Consider the following 21,427-nt stretch of genomic DNA (forward strand, 5'->3'; position numbering starts at 1 on the left):
GTGGGTCTCAAGCCCACCAGGCCGCAGGAAGTTTCATCCGCCCGGCCGCCTCCTCGACGACTTGGGCCGCCGCGAACAACGTCTCCTCGTCGAAGGGGCGGCCGATGAGCTGGAGGCCGAGCGGCAAGCCTTGCGAATCGAGCCCCGCCGGCACCGCGATGCCGGGCAAACCCGCCATGTTCACGGTCACGGTGAACACGTCGTTGAGATACATCTGCACCGGGTCGGCGCTCGCCATCTCGCCGAGGCCGAAGGCGGCCGACGGGGTGGCGGGGGTGAGGATCGCATCGACGCCGTCGGCGTAGGCGCGCTCGAAATCGCGCTTGATCAGCGTGCGGATCTTCTGCGCGCGCACGTAATAGGCGTCGTAATAGCCCGCCGAGAGAACGTAGGTGCCGATCATGATGCGGCGCTTCACCTCGCGGCCGAAGCCCGCCGCGCGGGTGTTCTCGTACATCCCAGCAATATCCTTGCCGGGGACGCGCAGGCCGTATCGCACGCCGTCGTAACGGGCGAGGTTCGAAGAGGCCTCGGCCGGGGCGACGATGTAATAGGCCGGCAGCGCGTATTGCGTGTGCGGCAGCGAGATCTCCTTGATCGTCGCGCCGGCGGCCTTCAGCCACTCCGCCCCCTGGTCCCACAGCCGCAGGATCTCCTCGGGCATGCCCTCGACCCGGTACTCCTTCGGGATACCGATGGTGAGCCCCTTCACGCCGCGCGTGACCGCCGCCTCGAAATCCGGGACGGCCCTATCGACCGAGGTGGTGTCGCGCGGGTCGTGCCCAGCCATGGAGCCGAGCAGGATGGCGCAATCCTGCACCGTGCGGGCGATCGGGCCCGCCTGATCGAGGGAGGAGGCGTAGGCGATGATGCCCCAGCGCGAGCAGCGCCCGTAGGTCGGCTTGATGCCGACCGTGCCGGTGAAGGCGGCGGGCTGGCGGATCGAGCCGCCGGTGTCGGTGGCGGTGGCGCCCAGGCACAGATGCGCGGCGACCGCCGCCGCCGAACCGCCGGACGAGCCGCCCGGCACGATGGCGGCGTCCGAGCCGTTCCGGCGCCAGGGCGAGATCGTCTTGCCGTAAGCGCTGGTCTCATTCGACGAGCCCATGGCGAACTCATCGAGGTTGAGCTTGCCGAGCATCACGGCGCCGTCACGCCAGAGCTGGGTCGAGACGTTGGATTCGTAATGGGGCTCGAACCCTTCGAGGATCTTGGACCCCGCAGTGGTGTGCACCCCTTGCGTCGCGAACAGGTCCTTGATGCCGAGCGGCAACCCTTCGAGGGGACGGGCCTCGCCCTTGGCGATCTTCTCGTCCGACACCTCCGCCATCTTCAGGGCGCGGTCCGGGGTCGCCACGATATAGGCGTTCAGCGCACGCGCCTTCTCGATCGCGTCGAGATGCGCCTGCGCGATCTCGCGGGCGGAGAAGCGCTTTTCCTTCAGGCCGTCGCGGGCCTCGGCCAGGGTGAGTTCGTTGAGTGCCGTCATGCCCGTTCCAGATCGCGGTGCCGTATCCCGCAGGCGCGTGTCTCGCCGGGGCCGAAGAACTTCAGCCCCGCACTTCCCGAAAGGTTATTCGACGACCTTGGGAACCAGGAAGTAATTGTCTTCGGTGTCGGGGGCGTTGGCGACGATGTCGCTCGCCCGGCCGCCGTCGTTGACGACGTCCTCGCGCTTCTTCATGCGCATCGGCGTCACCGACGTCATCGGCTCGATGCCGGTGACATCGACCGCGCCGAGTTGCTCGACGAAGGCCAGGATGGCGTTGAGCTCGCCCTGAAGCGGGCCGACCTCCTCGTCCGTGACCGCGATGCGCGCCAGGTGCGCGATGCGCCGTACCGTCTTCTCGTCGACCGACATGCCGCCCGTGAACGTTCGAAAAGGCCCGGCGGACAAGGTCCACCCGGCATCGGCCGGGCTATAGCACCCGCTTTCGCGGGCCGGCAACGGCAGGCGCGCGGGATGGGGCTGCCGCGTGCGCGCCATGGGCAGGCGGCTCCCGGCCGCGCGACGGCCGGGGCTGCGCGCGTCGATGGCGGTCAGTCCCGCCGGGCGTTGACGAGAAGGCCGAGGCCGAAGCCGACGAGGCCGGCGACCACCAGCGACACGTGGGGCCACTCCGCCGAACGCTCGTGCCCCTCGCGGACGGTGCGGCGACCGCGCTCGTAGGCGTCCTCGGCGTAGTCGTAGGCCTCGTCGGCGGCGTGGCGCACGGCGTCCTTGGCCTGTCCGTAGAGATTTTCCGCCGCTCCGCCGGTCTCGCGCAGACGGCCCTCGACCGAATCGCTGTGCCGGCCGGTCAGGTCGCCAACCGCGCCCTGAACCTTGCCGCCGATTTCGCGCGCGGCGCCGGTGATCCTGTCGGTGTCGACCATGGTCGTTCTCCTGTTGCGGTGGGGGCCTGCCGGGCGAACGGCGCGGGCGAAAGCCGGACGGTCGTTGATGGCGCCGTGTCGCCGCGAGCGGCGGTGCCTGAACGGCCCGCATTCGGCCCGGTTCCGATGCCGGCGGGAAAGACCGCGCCGGCCCGTTCAAACCCGGTTCAACCGTGCCGGCCTAGCGAGAGGGCAGCCGGCGCGGCATGCGGGTGCACCCGTTCGGGGCCGCCCACCGCGGGCCGGCGGCCACCCTCCGGCCCAGCGGCCGGATGTCGGGAGATCGACATGCGCGCGTCCCGTATCGCCACCTACGCCACCGCCTTCGCCCTGCTCGCCGTCCCCGCTTTCGCCCAAGCGCCGAGTCCGGCCGCACCGACGGCGCCCAAGCCTCCTGCCGCCGCGACGGCGACGCCGCCGACGGCACCGGCCAAACCGGAGATCGCCGGGGGAAAATCCGCACTGATCGACCTCAACACGGCCTCCGCCCAGGAACTCAGCCAGCTGAAGGGCATCGGCGAGGCGCGCTCGGCGGCGATCGTCAAGGGCCGCCCCTATCGCGGCAAGGACGATCTCGTGAACAGGAAGATCCTTCCCGAGTCGGTCTACGCCGAGATCAAGGACCGGATCATCGCCCGGCAAAAGTAATTCCGCCACCCCGGCCGGACCTTCCGGGGACGCTGCGGCGGTGCTAGAGCCTCGAGCCGAGAGGCGACCGCCTGGCCTTCGAAAAAGGCCAGGCGGGAGAAGCCCCTAGGGTGCCGTCCCGAATCCGTTCCTCAGGACGCGGCTGCGGGCGCCGCCGCAGCCCCTCATCGATCCCCATCCGAGATCCAAGTCCGAGCGATGGCCGCCCCCCATTCCCGCATCCGCCTGCATCGCGGCGATCTTCCGGCCGGCTTCGATCCGGGTCCCGCCATCGCCATCGACACCGAGACGCTCGGTCTCAATCCGTACCGCGACCGTCTCTGCGTCGTGCAGATATCCTGCGGCGACGGCAGCGCCGAAGTGGTTCAGATCCGCCCCGGCGATGCGGCCGAGCGGTTGAAGCAGGTGCTGGCGGATCGCCAGGTACTCAAGATCTTCCATTTCGCCCGCTTCGACCTCGCGGTTCTGTATCGCGCCTTCGGCGTGATGCCGGGCCCGGTCTACTGCACTAAGATCGCCTCCAAACTCGCCCGCACCTATACCGACCGGCACGGGCTGAAGGACGTCGTGCGCGAATGCGTCGGTGTCGACCTCTCGAAGCAGCAGCAATCCTCCGATTGGGGCGCCGAAACGCTGACCCAGGCCCAGATCGACTACGCGGCCTCGGATGTGCTCCATCTCCACGCGGCGCGGGACCGACTCGACGCCATGCTGGCCCGCGAGGATCGCACCGAGCTGGCTCAGGCCTGCTTCGATTTCCTGCCGACGCGGGCCCGGCTCGATCTCGCCGGCTGGCCCGAGACCGACATTTTCGCGCATTCCTGAACCGCGGACGTGATGCGGCCGCGCAACGGGCGCGGCCGGACTGCGCAAGGGGCGGCTTTCCGCGGGCTTTCGCGGGTGCGTCGGTGCGGGGGCGCACGCGGGCGCCGTTGATCATTTCTGCCAATCGAGGCCATAACTTCGCCACTGCGGCGGGCCATCCGGCCGGCCTGGCGCGACCGCTGACGCGCCGACCCTCTTCGGGAACGCGATGCAGGTGGCCGACACCCTCCGGACAGACACGGGTTCCGACGCGCGAGCCGCGAACGAGAACGCGCGCCGTCGCCGGGCGCACAAACGGGCGCACCGTCACAGCATCCAGGTGCGGGCGCTTCGCCGCGTCATCCCCGTGGCGGCGGGCCTCGCCGTGCTCGGCCTTGCGGGCTTCGTGCTGTGGGGGCCCCTCGCCGGCGCGCTGCCCGCCGTCGAGTTCGGGCCGATCTCCGTGTCCGGCACTAAAGTCACCATGGAAAGCCCGCGCCTGTCGGGCTTCCGCAAGGGAGAGCGCGGCTACGAGGTCACGGCCTCGGCGGCGCAGCAGGATGTGCGCAAGCCGAGCATCATCGAATTGCAGGCGATGAAGGGCCACGTCGCCACCGACGACAGGGGCGGACGCGCCTATCTCCAGGCGCAGGGCGGCGTGTTCGATTCCACCCGTGAATCCCTCAACCTGGAGAACGACATCCGCCTCTGGACCGACAAGGGCGAGGAGATCCGCCTCTCCGTCGCGACCGTCGATTTCAAGGCCGGCAGCGTGCATTCCACGAAGCCCGTCACCGTAACCGTCCCGTCGGGCTCGATCGTCGCCGACAGTCTCGACGTGATCGAGAACGGCCGCGTCGTGTCCTTCGTCGGTCGGGTCCGCGCAGTGTTCCACGGGGAGGAGGGTAAGCCGTCCGCCGTGGCGACGGCGCCCGAGCGCATCCGCACCTCTGCGGCCGAGGCGTCGGAGACGCCCCGATGAATCGCCCCGCAACCCGTGCGTTGCTCGCGGCCCTCGCCCTCGCGCTCACCGCCCCGACGGCGGGCGCCGTCGCGCAGGCGCCCGCCGCCAGGGACGCGGCGAAGGATGCCGGAAAGTCCGCCCCGCTCGGTACCGTCGGCGGCGGCAAGGGGCCGATCAAGATCGACGCGGACCGCCTCGACGTGTTCGACAAGGAGAGCAAGGCGATCTTCGCCGGCAATGTCGTGGCCGTGCAGAATGACAGCACGATCCGCTGCTCGTCGCTGACCGTCCATTACAAGCGGGACCGCGACAAGGACCCCGGCAAGGATTCGGGCAAGCCCGCCGATGCCGCCGAAGCGGAAAAGCCCAAGGACGCGAACGCGTTGGCCGGCAACGGCATCCGCAAGGTCGAGTGCGCCGGTCCCGTGACGGTTTCGCAGAAGGATCAGGTCGCCACCGGCGACAATGCGGTGTTCGATCAGGAAGCCAAGCGCATCGTCCTCACCGGCAACGTCGTGCTCAGCCAGTGCCAGAACGTCACCCGCGGCTCGCGTCTCGTCTACGACATGGCGACCGGCCGGGCGAACATGGACCCGGTGGCGGGTGGGCGCGTCTCGGCGATGTTCGTGCCGGGGCAGGGCGGCGACGCCCAGGGGAAGGCCGGGGGCGGCGGATCGAAGGGCTGCACCCAGCCGGCGATCGCGGCCAAGCCCGGCGCCAAGGCCGCCGAGAAGGCCGCCGCGGATCGGCCCGCCGCCAAGACGCGGGCGCAGGCGAACTGACCGTGACAGGTGCCGCGATGCCGGTGGCGGCCCCGCTGCGCGCGGGCGCCGACGCGAAGACGACCGGACGAGGCCGGGGCGGCTCCCTGTTCGGGCGCCTCTTCGGTCGCGGGCGGCCCGCGCACCGTGCCGAGGCGGGCAATACGGCGGCGGAGGGCGGGCCGGGCGTTCTCTACGTGCGGGGCCTGCGCAAGAGTTACGGTGCCCGTACCGTCGTCCATGAGGCGGGCCTCACCGTCCATAACGGCGAGGCGGTGGGGCTGCTCGGTCCCAACGGCGCCGGCAAGACGACGATCTTCTACATGATCACCGGCCTCGTCCCGGCCGATCGCGGCTTCATCAGCCTCGATGGGATGGAGATCACCCATCTCCCGATGTACCAGCGCGCCCGCCTCGGCATCGGTTACCTCCCCCAGGAAGCGTCGATCTTCCGCGGCCTCACGGTCGAGGACAATATCCGCGCGGTGCTCGAGGTCGCCGAGCCCGACCGGAAGGCCCGCGAACGCAAGCTCGAATCGCTGCTCGAGGAGTTCGACATCGCGCGCCTGCGCAAGTCGCCCTCCATCGCGTTGTCGGGTGGCGAGCGGCGGCGCTGCGAGATCGCCCGCGCGCTGGCCTCCTCGCCGACCTTCATGCTGCTCGACGAGCCGTTCGCCGGCATCGACCCGATCGCGGTCGGCGACATCCAGGATCTGGTGAAGCACCTGAAGCAGCGCGGGATCGGCGTGCTCATCACCGACCACAACGTGCGCGAGACGCTCGGCCTGATCGACCGAGCCTATATCGCCCATTCCGGCCGCATCCTGACGGAAGGCACGCCCGAGCAGATCGTGGCGAACGAGGATGCCCGTCGACTGTATCTGGGTGAGGATTTTCGGCTTTAGACTCAACCCTTTCGCGCCCCACTTGCCGAGACGGCCCAGAACGCCCGCTTCGTCATTGCGAGGCGGAGCCGAAGCAATCCAGAGCGCGGCGCGAAAGGAATGAGCGAGCGGGTGCCATCGGCATGCGACAACCGACGGTTTACATCATGGCCAGCGGGCGGAACGGCACGCTTTACACCGGCGTGACCGCAAACCTCGCCCGTCGAGTCTATGAACATCGGGAAGGTCTGATCCAGGGCTTTACGACGCGATACAGATGCAAACACCTTGTCTGGTACGAGGTGTTTTCAACTATGATCGAAGCCATTTTGCGCGAAAAGCAGATCAAGGCCGGATCCCGGGCGGCGAAGCTTGCAAAAATTGAAGCGCTCAATCCCGAATGGCGCGATCTTTACGGCGATCTTGCTTGATGCAATGCGTCTCATGCACGCTTTTCAGCAGCGCGGCGCCCTGGATTGCTTCGGCTCCGCCTCGCAATGACGAAGTTGGATCTCCGAACCGGCTTTTCATCGTTGGATGTTGGTAACCGCCTTCCGACGGACTCCGCATTCGCCCACACGAACGCAATACTTTGTTGGCGTCGGCCGGTTCTCTTCACATAGGGTGCCCGTTTGAGGTCGTTCCCTGTGGCGCCGCTGCCGCTGCGACGGGTTTTCCCAAAAGCTTGCGTCAAACACGCTTTGACGGACGGACGGGGAGCAGCTAGACCTATTCAATGAAGGAGCAAGAATTGTGCCGGAAACGGCGCGATCCTCGCCGGATCGTGATTCCTCAACAATGATCGAAGGTTAGGCGTCCCCATGAGTCTGCTGCAACGGCTGGAGATGCGGCAGGGCCAGGCCCTGGTGATGACGCCGCAGCTTCTGCAGGCGATCAAGCTGCTGCAACTCTCGCAGCTCGACCTCGCAGCCTATGTCGATGCCGAACTCGAACGCAATCCGCTGTTGGAGCGCCTCGAGGGCGAGGCGGGCGCCGAGCGGGACGCCCCGGAGGCGGCGGAGCCGGGCGGCGATTTCGAGAGCGGAGAGGCGCCGGAGCCGGAATCCTGGCTCGCGAACGACATGACGTCGAGTCGCAGCGAGATGGAGGGGGATCTCGACACCCGCCTCGACAACGTCTTCGCGGACGAGAACCCGACCCCGCGTGAGCAGGGCAGCGGCGACATGCTCTCGCTCACCCCCGCGCCCTACGGCAATACCGGCGGCAGCTTCGACGGCGAGTTGCCCGACTTCGAGGCGAGCCTCACCGCCGAGACCTCCCTGCGCGAGCACCTCGCCGGGCAGCTCGACCTCGCCACGGCCTCGGCGACCGATCGCCTGATCGGCAGCTTCCTGATCGATGCTGTCGATGAAGCCGGCTATCTGCGCGAGACGATCGATGCTGTGTCCGAGCGGCTCGGCGCCCGGATCGACGACGTGGCCCGCGTGCTCAAGCTCGTGCAGAGCTTCGATCCGCCCGGCGTCGCCGCGCGCGATCTCGCCGAGTGCCTCGCGATCCAGCTGCGCGAGCAGAATCGGTTCGACCCGGCGATGGAGGCGCTGGTCTCGCGCCTCGACCTCGTCGCCAAGCGCGATTTTCCCGCCCTGCGGCGGCTCTGCGGCGTGGACGACGAGGATCTCGTGGAGATGCTGGCGGAGATCCGCCGCCTCGACCCGAAGCCCGGCCGCGCCTTCGGTGCCCAGGCCGTCGAGGTGCTGGTCCCCGACGTGTTCGTCCGCGCCGCGCCCGACGGCTCCTGGCTGGTCGAGCTCAATTCCGAGGCCCTGCCGCGCGTCCTGGTCAATCAGAGCTATTACGCCCGCGTCTCGAAGGGCGCGGTAGCGGAAGGGGACAAGGCGTTCCTGTCCGAGTGCCTTCAGACGGCCAACTGGCTCACCCGGAGCCTCGAACAGCGGGCCCGCACCATCCTCAAGGTCGCGACCGAGATCGTTCGCCAGCAGGATGCCTTCTTCCTGAACGGCGTTGCCTATCTGCGTCCGCTGAATCTGAAGACGGTCGCCGAGGCGATCGGCATGCACGAATCCACCGTCTCGCGGGTCACCTCCAACAAGTCGATCGGCACCAGCCGCGGCACGCTGGAGATGAAATACTTCTTCACCGCCGCGATTCCCGGCGCGGCGGGGGCCGCCGCCCATTCCTCGGAAGCCGTACGCCACCGCATCAAGCAGCTCGTCGATGGGGAAGCCGCCGACGTGCTCTCCGACGACGCCCTGGTGCAGCGTCTGCGCGACGAGGGCGTGGACATCGCCCGCCGCACCGTGGCGAAGTACCGGGAATCCTTGCGAATTCCCTCCTCCATCGAGCGCCGCCGCGCCCGGATGGCGCATGCTGGACGGTGAGGAAGGCGTCGCTCCGTCGAGGTCGGGGCGCCCTTCCTGAGAGATCCCGCATCGCCATTCCGGGGCCGCCCAGCGGACCCCGGATCTCAAGGCGCGCAACCCACCCGGGGCGCAGGAAGCCGGGCTTCAGGCACGCCATCGCGGCCCTTCGTGAATGCCGGGTTCGCCCGCGGCACCTCGGAACGCTGCGGGCCTGAAACGGGGCTCCGACCTGCACGCGCCCCGTCTCCCGCGTCCTGCGCCGGCTCGGCTTCTCGTTGACTTGCCGAGTCCCGCTTTCTAACTCTCGAAGCCTCGGGAGGAGATCGGAGACATCAATGGCAGGTTTGCGGGTGACGGGGCATGGCCTCGATCTCGGAACGGCTCTGCGGGGCCGCGTCGAGGACCGGATGGCGGCGACGCTCGCGAAATACCTCGATCCTCATATGAGCGGCACCTGCACGGGCCATGTCACGCTCCGGCGCGACGGCGCCGCCTACCGCACCGATTGCGTGCTCCATCTCGCCACCGGCCTGACCTTGGAGGCCTCGGGCAACGCCCACGATGCCCATGCGAGCTTCGATCAGACCGCGGATCGGCTGGAGAAGCGCCTGCGCCGCTACAAGCACAAGCTCAAGGACCACGGCGCCGCGAGCCAGAACGGCGCCGCGATCGAGGCGGCCTACGCCGTCTTCGCCGCTCCGGAGGAGGATGTGGACGACGAGCCCGCCGAGGATGAGACGGAGACGGGCGAGCACCCGCCGGTCGTCGCCGAGAGCACCCGGACGCTGCGCCGCCAATCGGTCAGCGAAGCCGTCACCGCCCTCGACCTCACCGGCGCGCCGGTCGTGGTTTTCGTTCACGCTGGCACCGGGCGCATCAACGTCGTATATCGGCGCAGCGATGGCGCGATCGGATGGGTCGATCCTCCGGACGAGCGCGCCTGAGGCACGCCGCGTCCGAGGCGTCCTTTCCCGAGCGCCGGGCCGACCAACGGCCCGGATGCCTCGCATATGAGTGCGGAATCGATGGATGGATTCCGACGACAAGGCGTTTTGTCTTCATGCCGATCCTGGATTTTCTGAGTCAGGACGCCGTCGTCCCGTCGCTGCGCGCACGGGACAAGAAGCATGCGCTGCAGGAACTTGCCGCGCATTCGGCCCGGCATCTGCCGGACCTGTCGGAGCGCGACGTGTTCGAGACGCTGCTTCAGCGCGAGCGCCTCGGCTCCACCGGAATCGGTGACGGCGTCGCGATTCCCCACGGCAAGCTGACGCGGCTCAACAAGTTGTTCGGGCTCGTCGCACGGCTCGAGAAGCCGGTGGATTTCGATGCCCTCGACGGTCAACCGATCGATGTGGCGTTTCTGCTGCTCGCCCCGGAGGGGGCGGGAGCCGATCATCTCAAGGCCCTGGCCCAGGTCGCCCGCGTTCTGCGCGAGCCCGGCATGCTGGAGCGCATCCGCACCGCCCGCGACGCGACCGCGCTCTACGCGCTGCTCGCCCATGGTCCCACGACCCAGGCGGCCTGACATGAGCGTGACGACCCGCTCGGGCCTCGCGGCCTGCCTCCTCGTCGCGAGCCTCGCGCCTGCCCTTGCCCAAGGCGATGCGACCTGTGCCCGCGACGTGCTGGTGGCGAACTCGATGCAGCGCCAAGCCATCGACCAGCTGGAGAGCGCGGGCGAGGACGACGCGAGTCGCTGCCGGGTGTGGCGGCGCCACGTCGACACCATGCGCCGGATCGCGGGTGTCTACGGACGCTGCCTGTCGGGGCCGGAGCGTGGCGAGCGGATCGGCCAGGTCCAGAGCAGCGAGAAGGAATTCAGCGGTCTCCTGCGCAGCCGCTGCAAGGGACTGTAATTCGACGTAACGGCGTGCAGGGCCGGGCTCTACGAGCGTTCTTCCCGCCTGCGGCGTAACGCGACGCCCGTCGGCTGAAAAGCCGGCAGCCCGCCTCGTCCCGATTCCTCCAAACGGATTGCGCGACAACGCTCAAGCTCGGCTGGCTCCGCCTGCGAAATCGTGCATGATCGGCCGCCGCGCCGGCCTTCCGCGACACCGGATATCCGGTCTGGCGCCACACACGGAAAAACCCGCCCGGTGCCTGCTTTCCCCTTCACCGCCATCGTCGCCCAGGAGGAGATGAAGCGGGCCCTGCTGATTGCGGCGGTCGATCCGACGGTCGGCGGCGTTCTCGTCTTCGGTGACCGCGGCACCGGCAAGTCGACGGCGATCCGGGCCCTCGCCGCCCTTCTGCCGAAGATCCGCGCCGTCGTGGGTTGCCCCTATTCCTGCTCACCCGATTCCCCGGCCAGCGACTGCCCGCATTGCGCGCAAGCGGGCGGCAAGGCACGGGGTAAGAGCCACGCGATCCCGGTGCCGGTGGTCGACCTGCCGCTCGGCGCCACCGAGGATCGGGTGGTCGGCGCCCTCGATCTGGAACGGGCGCTGACACGGGGCGAGAAGGCGTTCGAGCCGGGCCTGCTGGCGCGGGCCAATCGCGGCTTCCTCTATATCGATGAGGTCAACCTGCTGGAGGACCACCTCGTCGACCTGCTCCTCGACGTGGCGGCCTCCGGCGTCAACACCGTCGAGCGGGAGGGCCTGTCGCTGCGCCATCCGGCCCGCTTCGTCCTGGTCGGCAGCGGCAATCCGGAGGAGGGCGAGCTGCGCCCGCAGCTCCTCGACCGCTTCGGCCTCGCCTGCGAGGTCGGCACACCCACGGAGATCGCCACGCGGATCGAGGTGGTGCGACGCCGCGATGCCTACGAGCGTGACCCGGACGGTTTCTGCGCCACCCATGCGGCATCCGAGCGGGCGCTGCAGAAGCGGATCGTCGCCGCCCGCGAGCGGCTCAGAACGGTCGCCGTCCCGGATGCGGTCCTGGAGGCGGCGGCGAAGCTCTGCCTCGCCCTCGGCACCGATGGGCTGCGCGGCGAACTCACCCTGATGCGCACCGCCCGCGCCCTCGCCGCCCTCGACGGTGCGGAGACGGTCGGCATCGACCATCTCCGTCAGATCGCGCCGAGCGCCCTGCGCCACCGCCTGCGCCGCAACCCGCTGGACGAGTCGGGCTCGACCGCCCGCGTCGCCCGCGCGGTGGCGGAGGTCCTTCCGGCGTAGCAGGCTTCCAAAGGGAGCATCCCTTGGGCGGGACCGGGCGAAGCCCGGTGAGGCGCTCAGTCCGCGGCGTCGATGTCCTTGTCGAGGATCAGCTTCGACTCGACCGTGGTGTCGGCCTTGAGCTGGTAGACCAGCGGGATACCGGTGGCGATCTCCAGGCTGGCGATGGTCTTGGTGGTCATGCCGTCGAGGACCATCACCAGGGCGCGCAGGGAGTTGCCGTGGGCAGCCACCAGCACCCGCTCGCCGGCCATGACGCGCGGCAGGATGGTCTGGATGTAGTAGGGTAGGACGCGGGCGGCGGTGTCCTTCAGGCTCTCGCCGCCGGGAGGGGGCACGTCGTAGGACCGGCGCCACTCATGCACCTGCGCGTCGCCCCAGCGCTCGCGGGCGTCATCCTTGTTGAGGCCGGAGAGATCGCCGTAATCGCGCTCGTTGAGAGCCTCGGAGCGAATCGTCTCGATACCGGACTGACCCATCTCTTCCAGGATCAGGGCGCAGGTGTTCTGGGCCCGCTTGAGATTCGAGGTGAAGGCCACGTCGAACTGCGAGCCCTGGGCCTTGAGCCAACGCCCGGCATTGCGAGCTTCCGAGACGCCGAGTTCGGTCAGGTCCGGATCGCGCCAGCCGGTGAACAGCTTCTTGAGGTTCCATTCGCTCTGGCCGTGGCGAGCGAGGACGAGCGTGCGCTCCATGGGAGGTCCATCTTGTTGGAAGATCGGGCAGGGCCGTTGCGGCGCTGCTTAGCAGAGCCCATGCCGACGCCCAAGCTCGCGCCGCCTCCCCAAAAAGGCCAGCCGCTACGGATGTCCTTCGCTGTCAGGCGACAGGTCCGCGCTCACAGCCCCAACACGTCGTCCATACCGTAGAGGCCCGGAGGCTGGTCGAAGGCCCATTGCGCGGCCTTCAGGGCCCCGCGGGCGAAGATCGCCCGGTCCTCGGCGTGATGGGAGAGGGTGATGCGCTCGGAGGGGCCGGCGAAGATCACGCTGTGATCGCCCACGACCGTGCCGCCGCGCAACGTCGCGAAGCCGATATCGCCGGGCCGGCGGGCCCCGGTATGGCCGTCGCGCATCGAGACGCGGGCGTCGGCCAGCGCCACTTCGCGCCCTTGCGCCGCCGCCTCGCCGAGCAGCAGGGCGGTGCCGGAGGGAGCATCGACCTTCATGCGGTGGTGCATCTCCAGCACCTCGATGTCGAACTCTTCACCCAAGGTTGCCGCCACCTTGCGCACGAGGCCGGCCAGCAGGTTGACGCCGAGCGACATATTGCCCGAGCGTACGAGGCGGGCGTGGAAGCTCGCCGCCTTCAAGCGCTCCAGGTCGTCCTCCGAGAAGCCGGTGGTGCCGATGACGTGGACGATGCGCGCCTGAGCGGCGAGCTCGGCGAAGGCCACCGTGGCGGCGGGCGCCGTGAAGTCGAGCACCCCGTCGGCGGCCACGAACAGCGGCAGCGGATCGTCCGTGACGGGCACGCCGAGCTCGCCGATTCCCGCGAGCAGCCCGGCGTCCTTGCCGAGAACGGACGAGCCCGTCCGCTCGACGGCACCGTGCAGGGTGCAGCCCTCGGCCTCGGCCACCGCGCGGATCAGCATCCGGCCCATGCGCCCCTCGGCGCCCACGACGATCAGCTTCATGATGCCCAGTGCCCGTTCCGGCCGTGGCGAGCGGCCCCGTCAGCGTGCTTCTAGAACCGCGTCGGAGGCACTTGCAATCGCGATTGGGCCCCGACCCCGCCGCGCGTGCGGTGGGACCTGGACATTCCCGTCAGCTCCGGTCGAACGGCGCCGCCGCATGCGTCGCGAAGATCGGGCTCGCCCGTAGGCGGAACGGGACGCCCGAGCCAAGCTCTCAGCCGCGATGGGCGGCGGCGATCAGCGGACCCAGGACGTCCGCCACGCCATTCACGGTGATCTGCGTGCCGACGCAGAGGAGCAGGAAAGCCGAGAGCCGCCCGAGTACCCGCGCCCGGACCGGACCGATCAGGGTGACGACCCGGTCGGCGGAGCCGTAGGCGAGGCGGACCATTCCGGCGATGGCGACCGCCGCCAGCGAGGCGCCGATATAGAAGCCGATCCGGTCCGGCCCCTCCGCCGGGCGGTTGGCACCGAGGGCGATGGCGACCGCGATGGTGCCGGGCCCGGTGGTGAAGGGGAGGGTGAGGGGAAAGAAGGCGACCTCGGCCAAGCCCTCGCTGCGCCCGTCGCCGCTGCCCGGGCCGATTCCTCGGCCCGGCTCCGGTCCGGCCTCGGCTTGCCGGCGCGCTTCCCGCGCTTCGGGCGCCGAGAGCAACGTCCAGGCGGAGGCCGCGACCACGAGGCCGCCGGCGATGCGGAGCGCCGCCAGGGAGACACCGAAGAAGTTGAGGATCGGCGCGCCGGCCCAGAGGGCCGCGAGCATCACGAGGGCGGCGTAGAAGCCGATCCGGCGGGCAAGTTCGGCCCGCTCCGCCGCGCTGCGCTCCGCCGTCACCTGCGCGAAGATCAGGGCCGAGCCGACCGGATTGACGATGGAGAACAGGCCGGAGAGCGCGAGCAGGAAGCTCGTGAGGGCGATGTCGGGGCTCATCGGGCAGTCTCGGAGAATGGCTCGGAGGGGGTCTTGCGCGGGGGTCTTGCGCGGCATCGGCCCCGGCGACAAGCCGGGCGCGCGGCCTCAGCCGGGCTGGCCGGCCGGGACGAGGACGCGGGCGGGGACGCGGGCTTCCAGGCGGCGCACCTGCCGCACGGTGACCGGGCGGTAGAGTTGCTTGGTGGCATCGACCACGTGCAGCCCGGCGAAGGGGAGGGCGAGGCCGGTGCCGAGCCGCTCCCAGGCGCCGGCGGTGCCGAGCCAGAACCGGCTGCGGATCGGCGGCATGTACAGGGCCTCGGCCCAGCCCTCCGGTGAGAACAGGGTCTGACGCATCAGCCGCCCGAGCTGCGAGCGGCTATAGGGCTGCCCGTGCCCGAAGGGCGTCGCATCGCGCCGCGCCCAGACGCCGGTACGGTTGGGGACGACGAGGATCAGCCGCCCCCCCGGCGTCAGCACCCGCCAGACCTCCGAGAGCAGCTCACTCGGGCTCTCGACCGCCTCCAGAGCGTGGACGAGGATCACCCGGTCGACCGCAGCTTCGGGCAGGGGCAGCATGGTGGGATCGGCCAAAGCCGTCACCGAGCGCCCGCTGGAGGGCCAATTCACCACCCCCTGGGTCGCCGGCATGAAGGCGAGGGTGCGCTCGGCGATGACGTGGACCGGGCCGAGATAGGGGGTGACGTAGCCGAGCCCGAGCACGCGCAGACCCGAGACCGAGCCCAGAAAGCCGTGGATCGTACGGGCGACGACGCGATGGGTGACGACGCCGAGGGGGCTGGCGTAGAAGGCGCGCAAGTCCGTGACGTCGAGGCGCATCGGGTGGGGTGCCGGCACGACCGATCCTTCGCGGGAAACGGGGACGACGCGCTCGCGGGACGCCCGGAATCCGCCCCCGGCACGGCGGGCGCCCCGCGAGAGACCATCCATCCGGCATCAATGGGGATCGAAGCCGCATCCGGCAAGCGCGGCGTGCCCAAGGATGTGGACGGGATGCGCAACCGGGACCGACGCGGTTTGCCGCCGAAGCCGACGGCATGGCCGGGGCCGGCGGACGGAACCGGGCGCGGCGTCGCGCGGTTCCCAGGCCACGCCCGGCCGAGCTTGGCGCGGCGCGGGGCTCGGTTCGGCGCGAAGGGCCGCTATTCTGTTGGCCTGAATCGGCCGATCACCGCCTGACGAGGGAACGGCGCCGGCCGCGCCCCACACGTGACGGGAGTTTCTCCGATGCCGAATGCCGTCCCCGAGATCCGAACCTTCCTGTGCCGGAGCGACAACATCGGCGTGCTGATCCGCGATCCCGGCACCGGGGCCTGCGCCGCCATCGACGTGCCGGAGGCCGCGCCGGTGTTGGCGACCCTTGAGGCCGAGGGCTGGCGGCTCACCGATATCCTCGTCACCCACCGCCACGCCGATCACATCGAGGGTATTCCCGAAGTGGTGGAGCGCACGGGCGCCCGCGTCACCGCGCCGGAGAAGGCGCGCGCGGCGGTTCCGGGGGCTGCCCGCTACGTCGGCGAGGGCGACCGCGTCTCCGTCGGCGGGCTGGAGGCCACGGTGTGGGAGACGCCGGGGCATTGCGCCGACCATATCACCTACCATTTCGGCAAGGCCCGCATCGTCTTCTCCGGAGACACCCTGTTCACCCTCGGCTGCGGCCGGGTGATGGAGGCCGAGCCGGCCACCCTCTGGCGATCGTTGGTCCGCTTCCTCGACCTGCCGGGCGAAACCGCCGTCTATAGCGGTCACGACTACGTGCTCTCGAACGCACGCTTCGCCCTCGCCGCCGAACGCGAGAACGCCGCCCTCCAGGCCCGCGCCGCCGAGGCCGAGAGGCTGGCGCAGGAGGGCCGCTTCCTGATCCCCTCGACGATCGGCACGGAGAAGGCGACGAACCCGTTCCTGCGCGCGGGCGAGCCTGCGCTGGCCCGCGCCGTCGACCTGCCCGAGGGTACCGACCCGGCTCAGGTCTTCACCGCCCTTCGGGCCTGGAAGAACCGGTTCTGATGCAGGACCGCCGGGGAGTGGTCGGATTGCGCGCGATTGCCCCCGACCTGTGCTCTGGCGGACCTTGCCTTCGCGGCGGGCTCGTGGGAATCGAACGGGGCGGTCCCGCATTGCAACACGGCCGCTCGTCCGCGTAGCCTTGCCGAAAGGCCGGTTCCCTTGCCCACCCTGTTCCGCTTCCTCGCCACGATCGCGATCCTCGCGGGGCTGGTCTTCGCCGGGATGTTCGCGCTGGCGACCTTCGTCCAGCCGACCCAGCGGGAGATGAGTGTGACCATCCCGAACACGAAGCTGCAGCCGGGCAACCGATGAGCGCGACCCCGTCGCCCGAGGCGGCGCGGGAGAATTGGGCGCGGGACTATCTCGATATGCTCGCCGCCGAGCGGGGCGCGGCGGCCAACACGCTCGCGGCCTACCGGCGCGATCTCGACGATTATCTCGGTTACTTGGCGGAGCAGAGCCTTGCGCCGACCGAGATCGAGGCGGAGGACGTGCGGGCCTACATCGCCGATCTGGAGCCGCGGGGCCTGAAGGCCTCCTCGGCGGCGCGGCGGCTGTCCTGCATCCGCGGCTTCCACCGCTTCCTCTACGCGGAAGGGTTCGCCGAGAGCGACCCGACCGCGCCGGTCGCCTCGCCGCGCCGCACCAAGGGCCTGCCCAAGATCCTGTCGGTGGCGGAGGTCGATCGGTTGCTCGCCGTCGCCCGGGAGCGGGCCGAGGCTGCCGGCGGTACGGGGCGCGACACCGGAAGCGGAACGGCGCCCGCCGCCGAGAATCGGGCCGAGGCGCGCGCGGCCCTGCGGATGCTGTGCCTGCTCGAACTCCTCTACGCCACGGGCCTGCGCGTCTCGGAACTGATCGCCCTGCCGCGCAGCGCCGCCGCGAGCCGGGAGCGCTACCTCGTGGTGAAGGGCAAGGGCGGGCGCGAGCGCTTGGTGCCGCTCACCGACCTCGCCCGCGCGGCCATGGCCGCCCACGCGGCGCGGCTGCCCGGCGACGGCCCCTGGCTGTTTCCCGCCGACAGCGAGAGCGGCCACCTCACCCGGCAGGCCTTCGCCCGCGATCTGAAGACCGTCGCCGCCGCCGCCGGCCTGCGGGCCGACCGGGTCAGCCCGCACGTGCTGCGCCACGCCTTCGCCAGCCATCTGCTCCAGAACGGCGCGGATCTGCGGATCGTGCAGGAATTGCTCGGCCACGCCGACATCGCGACGACCCAGATCTACACCCACGTCCTCGACGAGCGCCTGAAGGGCATGGTGCGCGACCTTCACCCGCTCAACGATGCGCCGGAGGACGAATCCCCGTCGCCCGAGTTGTCGTCGGGCTCCGCATGTTAAAAACCGCGAGCATTCGCACTGGATGCGAAACGTTTTGAACTGCTAGGCTAATCCGGGGCCGACGCGGCCCGCGCCGCACCGTTCAAGGGCCACGATGCGCCTCGATGTGCCGACCCTGTTTCTGATGACGGTGGCCGTCACGTTCGTGGTCGGCGTGCTATTCCTATTGTCGTGGAGCCAGACACGGCGCGAACGCGCTCTCGCGATCTGGGGCATCGCTCATCTGCTCGGCAGCGGGGCGTCCTGCATGCTGGCCCTGCGGGGCGTGATTCCCGATTCCGTCTCGATCGGCCTCGGCAACGCCGTGATGATCGGCGCCTACGGCCTGATCTGGAGCGGTGTGCGCGCCTTTGAGGGGCGCAGCCCGATGATCGGCTGGGCGGTCGCGGGTGGGCTCGCCTGGGGCGTGGCCTGTCTGGTGCCGGCCTTCTACGGCTCCCTGCCGGCCCGCATCACTCTCGCCTCGACGAGCGCGGGTCTCTACTGCGCGCTCGGGGCGTGGACGACCTGGCATGGCCGCGGCGAGCCGCTGGTGTCGCGCTACCCGGCCGCCGTGTTGCTCGCGACCTATGCCGGCCTCTACTTCATCCGCATTCCGCTCAGCGTCGTCTTCCCGCCGCCGGCCATCGTGCCGGGCTCCGAATCCCCGTGGTTCGCCGCACTCTGCTTCGTGGGCACGCTCTACGCGGTCGCCGTCGCCTTCGTGCTGATGGCCCTGACCAAGGAGCGGGCCGAGCGCGAGCAGAGGATCGCCGCCGAAACCGACGCGCTCACCGGCGTCGCCAGCCGCCGGGCCTTCGTCGGCCGGGCGGAAGCGTGCCTCGCCACCCGCTCCGCCGCCCTGCTTCTGCTCGACCTCGATCACTTCAAGGCGATCAACGATGCGTACGGGCACAGCGTCGGCGACGCCGTGCTCACCGCCTTCTGTCACGCCGCCGAACCGATGCTGCCGCGAGGTGCCGTGTTCGGCCGTCTCGGGGGTGAGGAATTCGCCTGCCTGCTGCCCGAGACCGGCCCGGCCTTGGCTGCCCGGTTCGCCGAGGGGGTTCGCGACTCGGTCGGCCGCATCGCGCATGCCGATTACCCGGCCCTCAAGGTCAGTGTCAGCATCGGCATCGCCACCGGGCGAGCGGGGAGCGTCCTCGACGACCTGCTGCGCCGGGCCGACGGGGCACTCTACCAAGCCAAGGATGGCGGCCGCGATCGCGTGATGGTCGCCCGCGAGCCGGCCTTCGGCCTCGCCGCCTGATTTCGGATCGATCTCAACCACATCCCCATCCGAGTGTCGCCGTCGCATGGCCGAGCTTCACGCCGCCGCTTATGATCGGCGCGGAAGAAGGGCGCGTCGGCGCCGGGAGGGGACGATGCGGGGGACGGTGGCGCAGTGGGCGGGCCGCGCGGCTTTGGCCTGGCTCTGTCTCGGCGCGGCCCGAGCCGAGACGCCCTCCCTCGATTCCCGCGTCGAAGCCCTGCTCGCCCGGATGACGCTGGAAGAGAAGGCGGGCCAGCTCAACCTGATCTCGAACGAGCCCTTGAGCGATCCCGGCGCGATCCGGCGCGGCGAGGTCGGGGCGGTGATCAATTTCAGCAATGCCGGGCTCGCTGCCGAAGCCGATGGCGCCGCCCGCGCCTCACGGCTCGGCATCCCGCTACTCGTCGGTCTCGACATCGTCCACGGTTACCGCACGGTCTTCCCGCTGCCGCTCGGCCTCGCGGCGAGCTTCGACGCGGGCCTCGTGCGCCGGGCCGCCGCCGCCATGGCCCGGGAATCGGCGAGCGTCGGCATCAACTGGACCTTCGCGCCGATGGCGGATGTCGCCCGCGACCTGCGCTGGGGCCGCGTGGTCGAGGGGCTCGGCGAGGATCCGTGGCTGACCGGGCGGCTCGCCGCGGCACAGGTCGAGGGGTTCCGCGACGGTGGCTTGGCCAGCACCCTCAAGCATTTCGCGGGCTACGGCGCCGTGCTCGGCGGGCGCGACTACGACGCGACCTTCGTGGCCGGGACCGAACTTCACGATCTCCACCTGCCGCCGTTCCGCGCCGGGATCCGGGCCGGCGCGGATGCGGTGATGACGGCGCTTACCGCCCTCAACGGCGTCCCCACCACCGCCGATGCCGGGCTGATGACCGGCATCCTCCGGCGGCAGATGGGCTTCTCGGGTCTCGTCGTAGCCGATTGGCAGGCGATCGCGAGCCTCGTGAAGCACGGCGTTGCCCGTGATGGGGCGGAGGCCACCCGCAAGGCCATGCTCGCCGGCGTCGACATGGACATGACGAGCGGTCTCTATCTGCGTCACCTGCCGGAGGAGGTTCGGGCCGGCCGCATACCGGAAAGCGCCGTCGATGCGGCGGTGCGGCGGGTGCTGCGCCTCAAATTCGGCCTCGGCCTGTTCGATCGCCCCGTGATCGACCCGGCGCATGCGGAGGGCCGCCTGCTCCTGCCCGAGACCCGGCGGATCGCCCGCGAGGCGGCCCGCGCGAGCCTCGTCCTGCTGCAGAACCGCGAGGACGTCCTGCCGATCGATCCCAAGCGCGTGCGGCGGATCGCGGTGGTCGGTCCCTTCGCCGACGCGGCTTGGGATCAGGTCGGCCCCCACGAGGGCAACGGCCAGCCGCACGACACGGTCACGATCCTCGCCGGGCTGCGCGAGCGCGCGGCCTCCGCCGGCATCGAGGTCGTGTTCGCGGAGGGCTGCGGGCGGGTCTGCACGGAGCGCACCGGCTTCGCCGCGGCGGTGGAAGCGGCGCGGGGGGCCGACCTCGTCGTGGCGGTGATGGGCGAGCCGCGCGACCGATCGGGGGAGGGCTCCTCGACGGCCTATCTGAACTGGCCCGGCCTGCAGCACGATCTCCTTGCCGCCGTGGCCGAAGCCGGTACGCCGGTGGCGCTCGTGGTGTTCGGCGGACGCCCGACCGAACTCGGGGCCGCGCCGGAACGGGCACAGGCGATGCTGATGGCCTGGATCCCCGGCACGGAGGGCGGCCCGGCCATCGCCGAGACCCTGTTCGGGGACGCCAACCCCTCGGGCAAGCTGCCGGTGTCCTGGCCCCGCACGGTCGGGCAGATGCCGCTCACCTACGACGTGTTGCCGGGTGGCCGGCCCCATCTGCCGGGCAGCCGCTGGACCATGGGCTACGCCGATGAATCGCCGCTGCCGCTGTTCCCGTTCGGCTACGGCCTGTCCTACACCCGGTTCGACTACGGCGAGCCGGAGGTGCTGACGCCGAAGGTGGGCGTCGGCGACCGCTACGACGCGATGCTCGAAGTCCGCGTCCCCGTCACCAATATCGGTCCGCGGTCCGGCCGGGCGGTAGCCCAGCTCTATCTCGGGCAGCCGGTGGCGGCGCGCAGCCGCCCGAAACGCCTGTTGAAGGGTACGGTGATCCTCGATCTCGCCTCCGGCGAGACGGGAACCGCCCATTTCCGCATCCCGGCGCGCGACCTCGGCTATCACGAGGCGGACGGCACCCTGGTCGTCGAGGCCGGCGATTATCGCGTCGCCATCGGCGGGGATTCCGCCACCGCCCGCAGCGTCGGCTTCACGGTCGAGACCGGGTGGCGCGGCCCTCCGGGCGGCGATCAGGCGCAACGCTGACCATTCTCCGCAAGGG

At 70.2% G+C, this 21,427-nt stretch carries 23 protein-coding genes; 16 read left to right on the forward strand and 7 right to left on the reverse strand.

Going from position 1 to position 21,427, the window contains the following annotated elements; translation table 11 throughout:
- Nucleotides 1-7: 7 nt before the first annotated feature.
- The 3 genes from gatA to OWC43_RS17865 all read right to left on the reverse strand — a co-directional run bounded on the left by gatA (nt 8) and on the right by OWC43_RS17865 (nt 2,376).
- Entirely contained in the window at nt 8-1,489 is a 1,482-nt protein-coding gene (gatA, locus tag OWC43_RS17855) for an Asp-tRNA(Asn)/Glu-tRNA(Gln) amidotransferase subunit GatA (protein ID WP_137827668.1), read from the reverse strand.
- An 84-nt stretch (nt 1,490-1,573) separates the two neighbouring features.
- On the reverse strand, nt 1,574-1,861 hold the full coding sequence (gatC, locus tag OWC43_RS17860) for an Asp-tRNA(Asn)/Glu-tRNA(Gln) amidotransferase subunit GatC (RefSeq protein ID WP_137827667.1): 288 nt from the start codon (nt 1,859-1,861) through the stop codon (nt 1,574-1,576).
- Nucleotides 1,862-2,040: 179 nt separating this feature from the next.
- Complete coding sequence (locus tag OWC43_RS17865; protein WP_137827666.1) at nt 2,041-2,376, reverse strand: CsbD family protein; 336 nt, start codon at nt 2,374-2,376, stop codon at nt 2,041-2,043.
- Nucleotides 2,377-2,664: 288 nt separating this feature from the next.
- On the opposite strand from OWC43_RS17865, the gene OWC43_RS17870 reads away from it, so the two are divergent.
- The 11 genes from OWC43_RS17870 (at nt 2,665) to bchI (ending at nt 11,901) form a co-directional block, all read left to right on the forward strand.
- Nucleotides 2,665-3,024 (forward strand): ComEA family DNA-binding protein, encoded by a 360-nt coding sequence (locus OWC43_RS17870; RefSeq protein WP_393957650.1) that lies wholly within the window; start codon nt 2,665-2,667, stop codon nt 3,022-3,024.
- A 198-nt stretch (nt 3,025-3,222) separates the two neighbouring features.
- Nucleotides 3,223-3,849: a ribonuclease D gene (locus OWC43_RS17875; RefSeq protein WP_393957651.1), complete on the forward strand. Its 627-nt coding sequence runs from the start codon at nt 3,223-3,225 to the stop codon at nt 3,847-3,849.
- Between the two features lie 208 nt (nt 3,850-4,057).
- Nucleotides 4,058-4,810 (forward strand): lipopolysaccharide-assembly, LptC-related protein, encoded by a 753-nt coding sequence (locus OWC43_RS17880; protein ID WP_393957652.1) that lies wholly within the window; start codon nt 4,058-4,060, stop codon nt 4,808-4,810.
- Nucleotides 4,807-5,574 carry an LptA/OstA family protein gene (locus tag OWC43_RS17885; RefSeq protein ID WP_393957653.1) on the forward strand — a complete coding sequence of 256 codons (768 nt, stop codon included), beginning with the start codon at nt 4,807-4,809 and terminating at the stop codon, nt 5,572-5,574. The genes OWC43_RS17880 and OWC43_RS17885 overlap by 4 nt, the downstream gene beginning before the upstream one ends.
- Before the next feature lie 17 nt (nt 5,575-5,591).
- Nucleotides 5,592-6,458: an LPS export ABC transporter ATP-binding protein gene (gene lptB, locus OWC43_RS17890; protein ID WP_137827783.1), complete on the forward strand. Its 867-nt coding sequence runs from the start codon at nt 5,592-5,594 to the stop codon at nt 6,456-6,458.
- Between the two features lie 122 nt (nt 6,459-6,580).
- A complete protein-coding gene (locus tag OWC43_RS17895; RefSeq protein WP_393957654.1) occupies nt 6,581-6,868 on the forward strand; it encodes a GIY-YIG nuclease family protein in 288 nt (95 codons plus the stop codon).
- Between the two features lie 390 nt (nt 6,869-7,258).
- Entirely contained in the window at nt 7,259-8,797 is a 1,539-nt protein-coding gene (gene rpoN, locus OWC43_RS17900; protein ID WP_393957655.1) for an RNA polymerase factor sigma-54, read from the forward strand.
- Nucleotides 8,798-9,114: 317 nt separating this feature from the next.
- Nucleotides 9,115-9,723 (forward strand): ribosome hibernation-promoting factor, HPF/YfiA family, encoded by a 609-nt coding sequence (gene hpf, locus OWC43_RS17905; protein ID WP_137827659.1) that lies wholly within the window; start codon nt 9,115-9,117, stop codon nt 9,721-9,723.
- Between the two features lie 116 nt (nt 9,724-9,839).
- Nucleotides 9,840-10,307: a PTS IIA-like nitrogen regulatory protein PtsN gene (gene ptsN / locus OWC43_RS17910; RefSeq protein ID WP_137827658.1), complete on the forward strand. Its 468-nt coding sequence runs from the start codon at nt 9,840-9,842 to the stop codon at nt 10,305-10,307.
- A gap of 1 nt (nt 10,308) precedes the next feature.
- Nucleotides 10,309-10,638: a hypothetical protein gene (locus OWC43_RS17915; protein WP_137827657.1), complete on the forward strand. Its 330-nt coding sequence runs from the start codon at nt 10,309-10,311 to the stop codon at nt 10,636-10,638.
- A 240-nt stretch (nt 10,639-10,878) separates the two neighbouring features.
- Nucleotides 10,879-11,901: a magnesium chelatase ATPase subunit I gene (gene bchI / locus OWC43_RS17920; protein ID WP_393957656.1), complete on the forward strand. Its 1,023-nt coding sequence runs from the start codon at nt 10,879-10,881 to the stop codon at nt 11,899-11,901.
- 56 nt (nt 11,902-11,957) lie between these two features.
- On the opposite strand, the gene OWC43_RS17925 is transcribed toward bchI, so the two are convergent.
- The 4 genes from OWC43_RS17925 to OWC43_RS17940 all read right to left on the reverse strand — a co-directional run bounded on the left by OWC43_RS17925 (nt 11,958) and on the right by OWC43_RS17940 (nt 15,290).
- Nucleotides 11,958-12,596: a 2,3-bisphosphoglycerate-dependent phosphoglycerate mutase gene (locus OWC43_RS17925; RefSeq protein WP_137827655.1), complete on the reverse strand. Its 639-nt coding sequence runs from the start codon at nt 12,594-12,596 to the stop codon at nt 11,958-11,960.
- 143 nt (nt 12,597-12,739) lie between these two features.
- The gene (dapB, locus tag OWC43_RS17930) at nt 12,740-13,537 is read right to left on the reverse strand and encodes a 4-hydroxy-tetrahydrodipicolinate reductase (RefSeq protein ID WP_393957657.1); all 798 of its coding nucleotides are present in this window, start codon (nt 13,535-13,537) and stop codon (nt 12,740-12,742) included.
- 214 nt (nt 13,538-13,751) lie between these two features.
- Nucleotides 13,752-14,468 carry a MarC family protein gene (locus tag OWC43_RS17935; RefSeq protein ID WP_137827653.1) on the reverse strand — a complete coding sequence of 239 codons (717 nt, stop codon included), beginning with the start codon at nt 14,466-14,468 and terminating at the stop codon, nt 13,752-13,754.
- Between the two features lie 87 nt (nt 14,469-14,555).
- Complete coding sequence (locus OWC43_RS17940) at nt 14,556-15,290, reverse strand: class I SAM-dependent methyltransferase (protein WP_238308025.1); 735 nt, start codon at nt 15,288-15,290, stop codon at nt 14,556-14,558.
- 408 nt (nt 15,291-15,698) lie between these two features.
- Between OWC43_RS17940 and gloB the strand changes: the two genes are divergently transcribed.
- The 5 genes from gloB to OWC43_RS17965 all read left to right on the forward strand — a co-directional run bounded on the left by gloB (nt 15,699) and on the right by OWC43_RS17965 (nt 21,411).
- On the forward strand, nt 15,699-16,478 hold the full coding sequence (gene gloB, locus OWC43_RS17945; RefSeq protein ID WP_393957658.1) for a hydroxyacylglutathione hydrolase: 780 nt from the start codon (nt 15,699-15,701) through the stop codon (nt 16,476-16,478).
- A gap of 159 nt (nt 16,479-16,637) precedes the next feature.
- On the forward strand, nt 16,638-16,790 hold the full coding sequence (locus OWC43_RS17950; protein WP_091950340.1) for a histidine kinase: 153 nt from the start codon (nt 16,638-16,640) through the stop codon (nt 16,788-16,790).
- Nucleotides 16,787-17,815 (forward strand): tyrosine recombinase, encoded by a 1,029-nt coding sequence (locus tag OWC43_RS17955; RefSeq protein ID WP_137827651.1) that lies wholly within the window; start codon nt 16,787-16,789, stop codon nt 17,813-17,815. Before OWC43_RS17950 ends, OWC43_RS17955 begins: the two co-directional genes overlap by 4 nt.
- Nucleotides 17,816-17,909: 94 nt before the next feature.
- Nucleotides 17,910-19,064, forward strand: coding sequence for a diguanylate cyclase (locus OWC43_RS17960; RefSeq protein ID WP_393957659.1), 1,155 nt, complete (start codon nt 17,910-17,912; stop codon nt 19,062-19,064).
- A 115-nt stretch (nt 19,065-19,179) separates the two neighbouring features.
- Complete coding sequence (locus OWC43_RS17965) at nt 19,180-21,411, forward strand: glycoside hydrolase family 3 N-terminal domain-containing protein (protein WP_393957660.1); 2,232 nt, start codon at nt 19,180-19,182, stop codon at nt 21,409-21,411.
- The last annotated feature ends 16 nt before the right edge of the window (nt 21,412-21,427 follow it).

Source organism: Methylorubrum sp. POS3 (assembly GCF_043352485.1).
GTDB classification, from domain to species: domain Bacteria; phylum Pseudomonadota; class Alphaproteobacteria; order Rhizobiales; family Beijerinckiaceae; genus Methylobacterium; species Methylobacterium suomiense.

What these genes read in the sequence shown, in the direction of transcription:
- gatA (WP_137827668.1), bottom strand. Translation starts at nt 1,489, where the DNA reads ATGACGGCACTCAACGAACTCACCCTGGCCGAGGCCCGCGACGGCCTG.
- gatC (WP_137827667.1), bottom strand. Translation starts at nt 1,861, where the DNA reads ATGTCGGTCGACGAGAAGACGGTACGGCGCATCGCGCACCTGGCGCGC.
- OWC43_RS17865 (WP_137827666.1), bottom strand. Translation starts at nt 2,376, where the DNA reads ATGGTCGACACCGACAGGATCACCGGCGCCGCGCGCGAAATCGGCGGC.
- OWC43_RS17870 (WP_393957650.1), top strand. Translation starts at nt 2,665, where the DNA reads ATGCGCGCGTCCCGTATCGCCACCTACGCCACCGCCTTCGCCCTGCTC.
- OWC43_RS17875 (WP_393957651.1), top strand. Translation starts at nt 3,223, where the DNA reads ATGGCCGCCCCCCATTCCCGCATCCGCCTGCATCGCGGCGATCTTCCG.
- OWC43_RS17880 (WP_393957652.1), top strand. Translation starts at nt 4,058, where the DNA reads ATGCAGGTGGCCGACACCCTCCGGACAGACACGGGTTCCGACGCGCGA.
- OWC43_RS17885 (WP_393957653.1), top strand. Translation starts at nt 4,807, where the DNA reads ATGAATCGCCCCGCAACCCGTGCGTTGCTCGCGGCCCTCGCCCTCGCG.
- lptB (WP_137827783.1), top strand. Translation starts at nt 5,592, where the DNA reads ATGCCGGTGGCGGCCCCGCTGCGCGCGGGCGCCGACGCGAAGACGACC.
- OWC43_RS17895 (WP_393957654.1), top strand. Translation starts at nt 6,581, where the DNA reads ATGCGACAACCGACGGTTTACATCATGGCCAGCGGGCGGAACGGCACG.
- rpoN (WP_393957655.1), top strand. Translation starts at nt 7,259, where the DNA reads ATGAGTCTGCTGCAACGGCTGGAGATGCGGCAGGGCCAGGCCCTGGTG.
- hpf (WP_137827659.1), top strand. Translation starts at nt 9,115, where the DNA reads ATGGCAGGTTTGCGGGTGACGGGGCATGGCCTCGATCTCGGAACGGCT.
- ptsN (WP_137827658.1), top strand. Translation starts at nt 9,840, where the DNA reads ATGCCGATCCTGGATTTTCTGAGTCAGGACGCCGTCGTCCCGTCGCTG.
- OWC43_RS17915 (WP_137827657.1), top strand. Translation starts at nt 10,309, where the DNA reads ATGAGCGTGACGACCCGCTCGGGCCTCGCGGCCTGCCTCCTCGTCGCG.
- OWC43_RS17925 (WP_137827655.1), bottom strand. Translation starts at nt 12,596, where the DNA reads ATGGAGCGCACGCTCGTCCTCGCTCGCCACGGCCAGAGCGAATGGAAC.
- dapB (WP_393957657.1), bottom strand. Translation starts at nt 13,537, where the DNA reads ATGAAGCTGATCGTCGTGGGCGCCGAGGGGCGCATGGGCCGGATGCTG.
- OWC43_RS17935 (WP_137827653.1), bottom strand. Translation starts at nt 14,468, where the DNA reads ATGAGCCCCGACATCGCCCTCACGAGCTTCCTGCTCGCGCTCTCCGGC.
- OWC43_RS17940 (WP_238308025.1), bottom strand. Translation starts at nt 15,290, where the DNA reads ATGCGCCTCGACGTCACGGACTTGCGCGCCTTCTACGCCAGCCCCCTC.
- gloB (WP_393957658.1), top strand. Translation starts at nt 15,699, where the DNA reads ATGCCGAATGCCGTCCCCGAGATCCGAACCTTCCTGTGCCGGAGCGAC.
- OWC43_RS17955 (WP_137827651.1), top strand. Translation starts at nt 16,787, where the DNA reads ATGAGCGCGACCCCGTCGCCCGAGGCGGCGCGGGAGAATTGGGCGCGG.
- OWC43_RS17960 (WP_393957659.1), top strand. Translation starts at nt 17,910, where the DNA reads ATGCGCCTCGATGTGCCGACCCTGTTTCTGATGACGGTGGCCGTCACG.
- OWC43_RS17965 (WP_393957660.1), top strand. Translation starts at nt 19,180, where the DNA reads ATGCGGGGGACGGTGGCGCAGTGGGCGGGCCGCGCGGCTTTGGCCTGG.